Genomic DNA, 8,849 nt, shown 5'->3' with positions numbered 1-8,849 from the left:
GTGGGCGCCCCGTAGGCGTCGCCGGGCACATGGCCGGCCACGATGTCCAGCAGCGCGGCGCTGTCCCGGACGGTGGTGGTGACCGCGTGGTGGTAGGCCACCGGGGCGGCGAGCCCGATGGGATGCGGCCAGGTGGGGACACGGCCGCGGCTGGGCTTGAGTCCGACGAGTCCGCACATCGCGGCGGGGATGCGGATCGAGCCGCCACCGTCGGTGGCGTGGGCCACGGGCACCATCCCCGAGGCGACCGCCGCCGCCGAACCGCCACTGGACCCGCCGGTGGAGTAACCGGTGTTCCAGGGGTTTCGGCACGGCCCGTGCAGCAGAGATTCGGTGGTGGTGGTCTTGCCCATCTCGGGCACGTTCGTGGTGCCCAGGACCACCATCCCGGCGGCCTTGTAGCGCTGGACGATGGTGCTGTCGACGCTGGCCACGGCGTCGGCGAACAACCTCGACCCGTCGGCGGCGGGTAGCCCGGCGACGTCGGTGCCGAGGGCCTTGATGACGATCGGCACGCCGTGCATCGGTCCGTCGGGCAGTCCCGCGGCGACTTCGGCGCGAGCCTCGTCGAAGCGGGTTGCGACCATGGCGTTGAGCTCCGGGTCGTGGGCCTCGATCCGGCTGATGGCCTGCTCCAGCACGTCGGCGGGGCCGAGGTCGCCGGCGCGGATGTCGGCGGCGAGCGCCAGGGCGTCGCGGGGGTCGGTGCTCATGGCGAGGGGCTCCTTGTGGGGGTGTGGGGTGGGTATTACGACGACAACGGCGGCGGCCCGGTCAGCCCCACCGGGACTGGCCGCCGTCGAGCGGGATGGTCGCACCGGACAGGTACGAGGCCTCCGCCGAACAAAGCCAGGCCACGGGCCGTCCGATGTCCTCCAGCGGGTCGCCCACCCGGCCGGCGGGGATGCCCGCGACGAACTCGGCGGCCTCCTCCGGGTTGTTCTCCATCCACCAGTCGAGACCGGGGCTGTGGGCATGCGGGGCGATGTTGAGGGCGCGGATGCCGTCGGCGGCCCACTCGTAGGCGGCGGCGCGGGTCAGGGCGCGGACGGCTTCCTTCACCGCGGCGTAGATGCCGTAATTGGCGGCGTCCCAGCGCACGGCCGCGGAGGTGACGAGGTTGATGACGGTGCCACCGCCGCGCTCGGCCATCACCGGGCGGGCCAGCTTCATCAGCGACAGGCTGACGCGGGGGCCGCCCTCGAAGGCCTTGCGGAAGTCGTCGTCCGGGTAGTCCGACAGCGGCAACGGCATGGCCATGTTCGCATTGTTGACGAGGATGTCGACACCGCCCAGACGCTCTACCGCCGTGGAGATGATGAGCTCGGGCGAGCCCTCCTCCACGATGTCGGCGGCCAGGCATTCGGCGGTGCCGCCGGTGGCGCGGATCTCCTCGGCCACGGCCTCGAGCTTCTTCATACGGCGTCCCACGAGCAGGACCGCGGCGCCGGATTCGGCGAGGCCGAGCGAGATTCCGCGGCCCACGCCCTGGCCGCCGCCGGTGACGACCGCGACCTTTCCGGCCAGTCGGTTCGCACGGTCGGCGCCGGCGAGATCGTTGGGGAACTGAGCTGACATTGGTCCTCCGTGGTGATGGTGGTTCATGAGGTGACGATGGTGACGATCCCGGCGAGTACCACGAGGGCGATCACGGCCGAGCGGAAAAAGTGGGTGGGCAGGCGCTGTGCGATGGCGATGCCGATCTGGTTGAAGACCACCCCGGCCACGACGCAGGCGGCGAGCATCGGCAGGATCGCCGGGACGTCGACGTCCGTACCCGCCCACAGCAGCGACAGGGAGACGATGCTGGTGATGACGAAGTAGCCGGCGAGGTCGGCGATGAAGCTCAGCGGCGGCAGCTTGGCCCGGCCGAGCAGCAACACGACGGGTGGGCCGTTGAGTGAGGTGGTGGTGGAGAAGTAGCCGCCGACGGCGCCGGTGACCGCGGTGAGCCACGCCGCCGGCGGCCTGGCGCCTGTCGAGGTGGGCAGCGCCATGGCCAGGCCGCATACCACGGTGATCACGCCGGCGGCGGGCTTGAGGTGCTGCTCGGGCAGCATGCTCACGGTCTCCACGCCCAGCCACGCCCCCGGCAGGCTGGCCCCGCCGAGCAGCGCTACCCGGCGCCAGTCGATGTGCTGGCGCAGCTGGTAGGTCACGCCGACGCGGGTCACCAGGGCCACTACGAGGTTGATCACCACGGTCTCCGTGAGCCCGACCCCGGCCATGAGCATGAACGGGGTGGCCATGAGGGACGTGCCGAAACCCGTCGCCCCGCCGATGACCGAGGCCACGGCCACGCACAGGACCGCGACCCCGATCAGTTCCACGCCGATGCGCTCGTCCCGTCTACTCGCCCGCCCTCGCTCCTACTTGTCGTCGGTCGGGGCGAGGTGGTTGTCGTTGAGCTGGAAGCTGGGCACGTCCTTGAGGTTGATCATGGCCTCGTAGGTGCGCTCATAGCCGGTCTTGGAGATCATCCAGCGGCCATCGATGTACGCATACGCGTCGTCATAGAACGCGCCGCCGAAGATGTACGTGTCGAAGGCCGGGACGATCACCCGGTCCTGCAGGTACCAGCGGCCCGTCGCGGTGTCGCCGTCGACCTCGATCTCCGGGTGGTGGACCTGGTGCTCGGTGACCACGTCGTTCGTCATCTGCCCCCTGAGCCCCTCGACCACCTGGTCGCGGCCGGTGTAGGACAGGCGCTTGCCGTAGGAGGCGGTCACCTCCGGCGCGAGGGTCTGGGCGAGCTCATCCCACAGGCGGAGGTCCACGCAGCGCAGGTAGCGGTACTTGAGCGACTTGATTGCGTCGATGTCGTCGCGGCGGTCACGGGAGGTCATCAGAAAGGGCCTTTCGCACGGGAAACTGGCACGTGTTCTACGTGCACCACTGCGACTGTAGTCAATTGTGTACAGTTTGGGAATGGAACGCGAGAGTCCGACTCCCGAGCAGACGTCCGCACCCGAGGCCGCGGCCCGCCCGACCGGCCGGGACGAGATCCGATCGGCCGTGCTGCGCGAGGCCCGCCGGTTATTCTCCGAGCGTGGCCCGCAGGTACCGCTGCGCGACATCGCCGACGCCGCCGGAGTGAACCTCGGATTGATCCACCGCCACATCGGCCGGAAGGAAGCCCTGATCACCGCAGTCATGCAGGATGCGGTCCGGTTCGGCGCCGCACGCCTGGAGAACACCGACGACGCCGGCGAGGCCGTCCGCGGCATGCTGCTCGGCGCCTCGTCACATCCCGAGATCAGCCGCCTGCTGGCCTGGCTGGCACTCGACCGCGACGCCGCCTTTCCGCCGATGGTCGACCCCTCCCTGCGCCCGGCCGCGGAGCTGCGACGCATGAACGATCCCCCGCCGGCGGGCGACGTCGAACTGCTGTTGGTGTTCACGGCCGTCTACGGGTGGCCCGTCCTGCGCGGAGCGCTGCTCGACGCGCTCGACATCCCCGAGCCCGAACGTGCCGGCATCGACGAACGTCTGGCCGACCTCCTGGCCCGGGTGGTCACCGGTGGGTCCGACGACGCGAGCACCTGACCTCCCGGCGGGAAACGACCCACATCTCCACCGATCCTGTGTGCGCTGCCACGACACCGGGTAGAACTTGTTTCAGTAGCTACTCGTAAAGCATTGACTTAGAGGTGGGTATGGGAACTCTTGACAGCCGTGTGGCAGTGGTGACCGGAGCCGGGATGGGAATCGGTCGTGGGATCGCCGGGGCGCTGGCCAGAGAGGGCGCCTCGGTGATCGTGGCGGAGATCGACGAGACCGCGGGCGCCGACACCGCGACCTGGCTGCGGGACGAGTGGGGGGTCGAGGCGGAGTTCGTCCGCACCGATGTGACCGACAAGGCGCAGGTCCTCGCGATGGTCGCCGCGGCATCGAACCGCTTCGGCCGACTCGACATTCTGGTCAACAACGCGTGGAAGGGCTCCGGCTTCGCGCGGCTGGAGAACATGACCGACGAGAAGCTGCGTGGCGGATTCGACATGGCCGTGATGGCCACGTTCTGGGCGATGCAGGCGGCGTTGCCGGAGCTGGAGAAGCACGGCACGGGGCGCGTGATCAACCTGTGCTCGCTCAACGGCGTCAACGCGCACATGTACTCCGTGCAGTACAACGCCGCCAAGGAGGCACTGCGCACCCTGACCCGGACCGCGGCACGCGAGTGGGCGCCGCGGCAGATCTGCTGCAACGTGATCTGCCCCGGCGCCCAGAGCGAGGCGTACCGGCGGGTGGCCGAGGCGAACCCGGAGATGGCGGCGGGCATGGCCGCCGCGAATCCGATGGGTCGAGTCGGTGACCCGCTCGACGACATCGGGCCCGTTGCCGCGTTCCTCGCGAGCGACGCGAGCCGCTACCTGACGGGCAACACGCTGTTCGTTGACGGCGGGAGCCACATCAACGGCGTCCAGTGGGCGCCGGACGTGGACTGATTCCGGACGCCGTCCGCCCACGGTGCGCGCGGGTGCAGAACAATTAGGGTCGGGACCATGTCGGAACCGCACGCAGCCCGGATCCCCCTCGGCCCCGACGTACTGGTGATCAGAGACCGCTACGAGACGCTGAGCATCGCCAACGACGTGCTGATCGGCATCTGGTTCGTCATGGGCAGCATCCTGTTCTTCTCCGAAGCCACAACCACCACGGCGACGGCGCTGTTCGTCGTGGGCAGCGTGCAGATGCTGATCCGGCCGGTCATCCGGCTCAGTCGTCGACTCCACCTGCGCAGGCGCGGGTACAGCGACGCCGACTCCGGCCAGGACTTCTGACCACTACACTGGACGTCGCGACTCCCCAGCGTGTCGGACATGCAACGTACATTGGTGCCAAGCCTGCCGAGGAGAGTGTCATGCACGAGCAGTACCGTTCACCTGCGCACGACCGGCGCGCGAACGAACTCGCCTACCCTGCCGGGCAGACAGAGGCGTTCGACTCCCGGGACCCGGGCATCCCGTCCGCCGAGACCCGCAGGTTCCCACCGGCGCCTTCACCGGGGTCGGCCCCGCGCCTCTCCATGCCCGCCCCACATGATGCGGCGTCTGACCGAGCGGCTCCCGGGCCGCTCGCACACGAGGGCGGTCTGCCGTACGGGAACCCGCCGGCTCCTGCGTATCCCCAGCCCCAGCAGTTCGTTCCCCAGCACCTCGCGCTTCCGCACCAGTTCGGCGCCGGCCCGTATCCCCAGCATCAGTACCCGAACATGTACCCGCCACAGCCCTTACAGCAGACGGTGGTCGTACACAACAGTCGCCGCGTCAACCATGCATTGCACCTGATACTGACGCTTCTGACCGCGGGACTGTGGCTACCGGTCTGGATCATCCTGGCGATCGCCAACTCCTAGGCGCCTACCCGGCATTCGGCCGTGCGGACCTCGGGACTGCCCGGCCGCCTCGAGCAGTCCCAGGTACGGGTCAGGCCGGTGATCGGCCGTAGCGGTCGTACTCGGCCAGCAGTGCGGCCTTCTCGTCGTCGTCCATCCGGTGGTATTCGTGGGTCTTGGTGTCACCGAGGTACACGGCGTCCTCCACCGTCCACGACTGGCGGCGCAGGTCCTTCTTGTCGATCTTGCGCGTCGCGGTGACCGGGATGTCGCGCACCACCCGCACGAACCGCGGCGCCCACTTGGTGCCCAGGTCCGACTGCTCGGTGAGGAAGTTGCCGAAGGCCTCCGGGTCGAAGGACTCGCCCGGCGCCATCTCGAGGGTGGCCATCACCTGGTCGCCCGTGCGCGGGTCCGGAACCGGGTAGACGGCGACCAACACGATGCCGGGGAACCGCGCCAGGATTCGCTCGACGGGTGCGGCGGCGAAGTTCTCACTGTCCACGCGCAGCCAGTCACCACCGCGACCGGCGAAGTAGAAGAAACCGGCCTCATCGCGGTAGCCCAGGTCGCCGGACTTGTAGGTGGCGCCGTCCACGCGCTCCGCGGTGGCATCGGGATTGCGGTAGTAGCCCTCGAACATCGCGGCGCCCGTGCGGTTGACGATCTCGCCGATCGCGACGTCCGGGTTGAGGAGGCGTCCGCCCGCGTCGAATTTTGCGCGCGGGCACTCGTCGCCGCTTGCGTCGAGCACGCAGACGTCCATGAACTCCGGCGGCACGCCCAGCGCGTTGCGGGGGGAATCGGGAGTGAGGCTGATGACGACCCCGCCCTCCGACGAGCCGTAGCTCTCGATGGGGCGGGTGCCGAAGCGGCGCTCGAACTCGTCTCGGTCGTGCGGCGAGGCCTCGGTGCCGAACACCAGGCGCAGCCGGGTCTGCTGCTCCTCCGGCGACTCGGGCACCGCGAGAATGTAGGCCAGCGAGCGGCCCACGTAGTTGAAGAACGTGGCACCGAACCTGCGCACGTCCGGTAGGAAGCCGGAGGCCGAGAACTTGCGGCGCATGCTGAACGTCGCGCCGGTGAAGACGGACGGGCCCCAGCAGGAGAAGATCGCGTTGCCGTGGAAGAGCGGCATCGAGTTGTAGGTGACGTCCTCGCGGGTGAACGACAGGTGGTTGATGGCCGAGAGCGAGGAGAGGCGGCCGGTGCTGCAGATGACGGCCTTGGGCGCGCCGGTTGAGCCGGAGGTGAAGGTCAGCAGCAGCGTGGTGGAGGGGTCGTTCGCCTCGGGAATGTGCGGCAGTTGCTCGTGCTCTGCAGTAGCCACGGCGTCCTGCCACTGCGGGCTGTCGATGGTGAGGATCCGGTCGGCGTCGACGCCCGTGTCGAGCCCGTCCAGGAGGGCGGCCTGGCCGGAGTCGGTCACGATGAGGTCGCAGTCCACGCCCCGGATGTCCGATGCCAGTTCGGCGCCGCGGCGGGTGGGGTTGATCCCGACGATCGTGGCCCCGGCCAGTGCGCCGGCGCCGATCAGGAAGATGTAGTCGGGCACGTTCTCCAGCAGCACACCCACGTGGAATGGGCGGTCGCCCCGGCGGAGACGGCGCAGCACCACCGCCCGCTTCTCGGACTCGCGCACGACCTCGTCCCAGGTGTAGCTCTGGTCCTCGAACAGCAGGCCGGGCCGGGTATCGCCCCGGCGACGGGCGAGGATGTCGGCGAAGGTGATCCGCTGCTCGGCGACCTCTGCCGGGAGCATCCGCTGGACCTCGACGGCGGTGGCCCCGGCCGTGCCGGTGGTCCCGGCCGTGTCGGTGGTGGCGGCCGCGAAGTTCGTGTGGGTCGTGCTGCTCATTCGTGTGTCCCTCGTATCTCTTGCGCTGGTCGGCGCCGTGAAGCCTCGATATAACAACTGTTGTGTGAAGTCGTCCGGTGAGCGATGCTAGCCCACATGTGTTGCTCGTCACAAGAAGGCGGCGTGGATTACTGTGAACGCTTGTGTGTCCGGCCCACCACGTCGTTTCCAGCCGGACCAGAAGCGAGGACGACCGTGACCATGCCGCCTTCGGGTACCGACACCAACCGCCGCGAGATCGCGTCCGCGGCGTGCGCACTGGTGGCCGAGGGCGGCCTCGACAGCGTCTCCATGCGCCGCATCGCCAAGCACCTGGGAGCCACCACCGGCTACATCTCGCATTACTACGCGGACAAAGAAGACCTGCTCGAGGCGGCGCTCCGGACTGCGCTCACCGACCTCACCGCCGGCTCCGAGCCCCTGTCCACGAATCTGGAGGAGTGGATCGACAACGCGGTACGAACGCTGCCGCACAACGTCGACTCGCAGCGGTTCTGGCGGATCCTCACCGCATTCCAGGCCGCCAGCCTGAACAACCCCCGGCTGGCCGAGATCCTGCACGTCTACGTTGTGGAGCAGATCTCCGCCCTGACCGGCCACCTCACCGGGAAGGTGGGCACCGACGCGCCGGAAGACGAGGTCACCGCCCTGGCCCGCTCACTGTTCGCGCTGGTCTCCGGGCTCGGGACCACCTCGACCATCACCCCGGACGCGTTCACTCCCGAGCAGTTGCGCACGATCATCCGCTCGTCGGTGTACGGCCTGCTCGACGAGTTCACCGCGCGCCACACCAATCCCTGACCCCTTTCCACTGCCCCGCCGAAGGTGGCGGACCGGCGCGGACGCTGCTAGTCAGGGAGGTGTCCCTGTGTGGAAGCAACGCGAGGAGGCACGCTGATGACTGCCGAGAATCACGATCCCGAGGAGTACACGCCCGAGGGCGCCACGACCCAGGAGGAGTACGAACCCGCGCCGGTCGAGGTGGGAACTGTCGGCGAGGCCGACCCTGCCGATGTGGCCGACCAGTCCGCCGAGGTGCCGATCGACGAGCCGGGACCTGGTGGTGACGACGACGACAACCCGGTCGACTGACACCAGCCGCCACGCCCTAGCCGGGCCTGCCCATCGGGGCAGGTGAATCCGGAGAACAGGGATCCACAGGCAGGCCCGGGCCGGAAATGAGGGAATCGCCGGGGCCGCGGAGGGGGGACAACGCGGCCGCCGGCGATTCTTGACGCACGATGTGCCGGTCGCGACCATGGGGAGGGTCAGCGGGTTCGCCACATCGCGGCCGAGTCGGCGACAGCTGGCGGGGGGGGTATCAGCTTTCGCCACCGACTTCCCCGAGAGTAGCGACACCCCGTGGACCACACAACAGTGACGCCGCGACGTGCCCCCTGTCGGGGTCTACCTGGATCTTTCATCCCGCGAGCCCACCCGCGGGGGCGACGAATATCTGCGCACCTGGCCCCATGACCATCGGTTCCATGTGACCCTATGGGCATGACGGGCTCGGAACACTCCCCCTGGAAGCCGCCTCACGCGGGTGGTCGTCCGCGCTACAGCGGGCCGGCGGCCCCTCAGGAACCACCGCCGCCGCGCCGTGTGCGACCGGGCCCGTGGCGAGCGCCGGATCAGGCCCGGCCAGGACCGTGG

At 69.1% G+C, this 8,849-nt stretch carries 11 protein-coding genes; 6 read left to right on the top strand and 5 right to left on the bottom strand.

From position 1 onward, the window contains the following. From G6016_RS05825 to G6016_RS05810, 4 genes are all read right to left on the bottom strand, one after another. On the bottom strand, window positions 1-713 hold a 713-nt coding region (locus G6016_RS05825; RefSeq protein ID WP_182631741.1), incomplete at its 3' end, for an amidase. Between the two features lie 61 nt (window positions 714-774). After that, complete coding sequence (locus G6016_RS05820; RefSeq protein WP_182631740.1) at window positions 775-1,578, bottom strand: SDR family NAD(P)-dependent oxidoreductase; 804 nt, start codon at window positions 1,576-1,578, stop codon at window positions 775-777. Between the two features lie 23 nt (window positions 1,579-1,601). Then, window positions 1,602-2,330, bottom strand: a complete 729-nt coding sequence (locus tag G6016_RS05815) for a TSUP family transporter (protein ID WP_182631739.1) — start codon at window positions 2,328-2,330, stop codon at window positions 1,602-1,604. 39 nt (window positions 2,331-2,369) lie between these two features. Continuing rightward, entirely contained in the window at window positions 2,370-2,846 is a 477-nt protein-coding gene (locus G6016_RS05810) for a nuclear transport factor 2 family protein (protein WP_182631738.1), read from the bottom strand. An 82-nt stretch (window positions 2,847-2,928) separates the two neighbouring features. Between G6016_RS05810 and G6016_RS05805 the strand changes: the two genes are divergently transcribed. The 4 genes from G6016_RS05805 (at window position 2,929) to G6016_RS05790 (ending at window position 5,356) form a co-directional block, all read left to right on the top strand. Next, window positions 2,929-3,546, top strand: coding sequence for a TetR/AcrR family transcriptional regulator (locus G6016_RS05805; RefSeq protein WP_182631737.1), 618 nt, complete (start codon window positions 2,929-2,931; stop codon window positions 3,544-3,546). 110 nt (window positions 3,547-3,656) lie between these two features. After that, window positions 3,657-4,445, top strand: a complete 789-nt coding sequence (locus G6016_RS05800) for an SDR family NAD(P)-dependent oxidoreductase (RefSeq protein WP_182631736.1) — start codon at window positions 3,657-3,659, stop codon at window positions 4,443-4,445. 57 nt (window positions 4,446-4,502) lie between these two features. Beyond that, window positions 4,503-4,781: a YrhK family protein gene (locus G6016_RS05795; RefSeq protein ID WP_182631735.1), complete on the top strand. Its 279-nt coding sequence runs from the start codon at window positions 4,503-4,505 to the stop codon at window positions 4,779-4,781. A gap of 80 nt (window positions 4,782-4,861) precedes the next feature. Next, window positions 4,862-5,356 (top strand): hypothetical protein, encoded by a 495-nt coding sequence (locus G6016_RS05790; RefSeq protein WP_182631743.1) that lies wholly within the window; start codon window positions 4,862-4,864, stop codon window positions 5,354-5,356. A gap of 70 nt (window positions 5,357-5,426) precedes the next feature. Here G6016_RS05790 and G6016_RS05785 read toward each other — a convergent pair whose 3' ends face one another. After that, entirely contained in the window at window positions 5,427-7,097 is a 1,671-nt protein-coding gene (locus G6016_RS05785) for an AMP-binding protein (protein WP_182631742.1), read from the bottom strand. Between the two features lie 297 nt (window positions 7,098-7,394). On the opposite strand from G6016_RS05785, the gene G6016_RS05780 reads away from it, so the two are divergent. Beyond that, window positions 7,395-7,994 carry a TetR/AcrR family transcriptional regulator gene (locus tag G6016_RS05780; protein ID WP_241729810.1) on the top strand — a complete coding sequence of 200 codons (600 nt, stop codon included), beginning with the start codon at window positions 7,395-7,397 and terminating at the stop codon, window positions 7,992-7,994. Between the two features lie 96 nt (window positions 7,995-8,090). Further along, complete coding sequence (locus G6016_RS05775; RefSeq protein WP_182631733.1) at window positions 8,091-8,285, top strand: hypothetical protein; 195 nt, start codon at window positions 8,091-8,093, stop codon at window positions 8,283-8,285. Window positions 8,286-8,849 lie beyond the last annotated feature (564 nt).

The sequence above is a fragment of the Dietzia aerolata genome (genome assembly GCF_014144865.1).
Classification (GTDB): Bacteria; Actinomycetota; Actinomycetes; order Mycobacteriales; family Mycobacteriaceae; genus Dietzia; species Dietzia aerolata.
Note: the sequence above shows the minus strand (reverse complement) of the source record. Positions and strands in the feature narration are given on the sequence as shown.

What these genes read in the sequence shown, in the direction of transcription:
- G6016_RS05810 (WP_182631738.1), bottom strand. Translation starts at nt 2,846, where the DNA reads ATGACCTCCCGTGACCGCCGCGACGACATCGACGCAATCAAGTCGCTC.
- G6016_RS05785 (WP_182631742.1), bottom strand. Translation starts at nt 7,097, where the DNA reads ATGCTCCCGGCAGAGGTCGCCGAGCAGCGGATCACCTTCGCCGACATC.
- G6016_RS05805 (WP_182631737.1), top strand. Translation starts at nt 2,929, where the DNA reads ATGGAACGCGAGAGTCCGACTCCCGAGCAGACGTCCGCACCCGAGGCC.
- G6016_RS05795 (WP_182631735.1), top strand. Translation starts at nt 4,503, where the DNA reads ATGTCGGAACCGCACGCAGCCCGGATCCCCCTCGGCCCCGACGTACTG.
- G6016_RS05820 (WP_182631740.1), bottom strand. Translation starts at nt 1,578, where the DNA reads ATGTCAGCTCAGTTCCCCAACGATCTCGCCGGCGCCGACCGTGCGAAC.
- G6016_RS05790 (WP_182631743.1), top strand. Translation starts at nt 4,862, where the DNA reads ATGCACGAGCAGTACCGTTCACCTGCGCACGACCGGCGCGCGAACGAA.
- G6016_RS05780 (WP_241729810.1), top strand. Translation starts at nt 7,395, where the DNA reads ATGCCGCCTTCGGGTACCGACACCAACCGCCGCGAGATCGCGTCCGCG.
- G6016_RS05800 (WP_182631736.1), top strand. Translation starts at nt 3,657, where the DNA reads ATGGGAACTCTTGACAGCCGTGTGGCAGTGGTGACCGGAGCCGGGATG.
- G6016_RS05775 (WP_182631733.1), top strand. Translation starts at nt 8,091, where the DNA reads ATGACTGCCGAGAATCACGATCCCGAGGAGTACACGCCCGAGGGCGCC.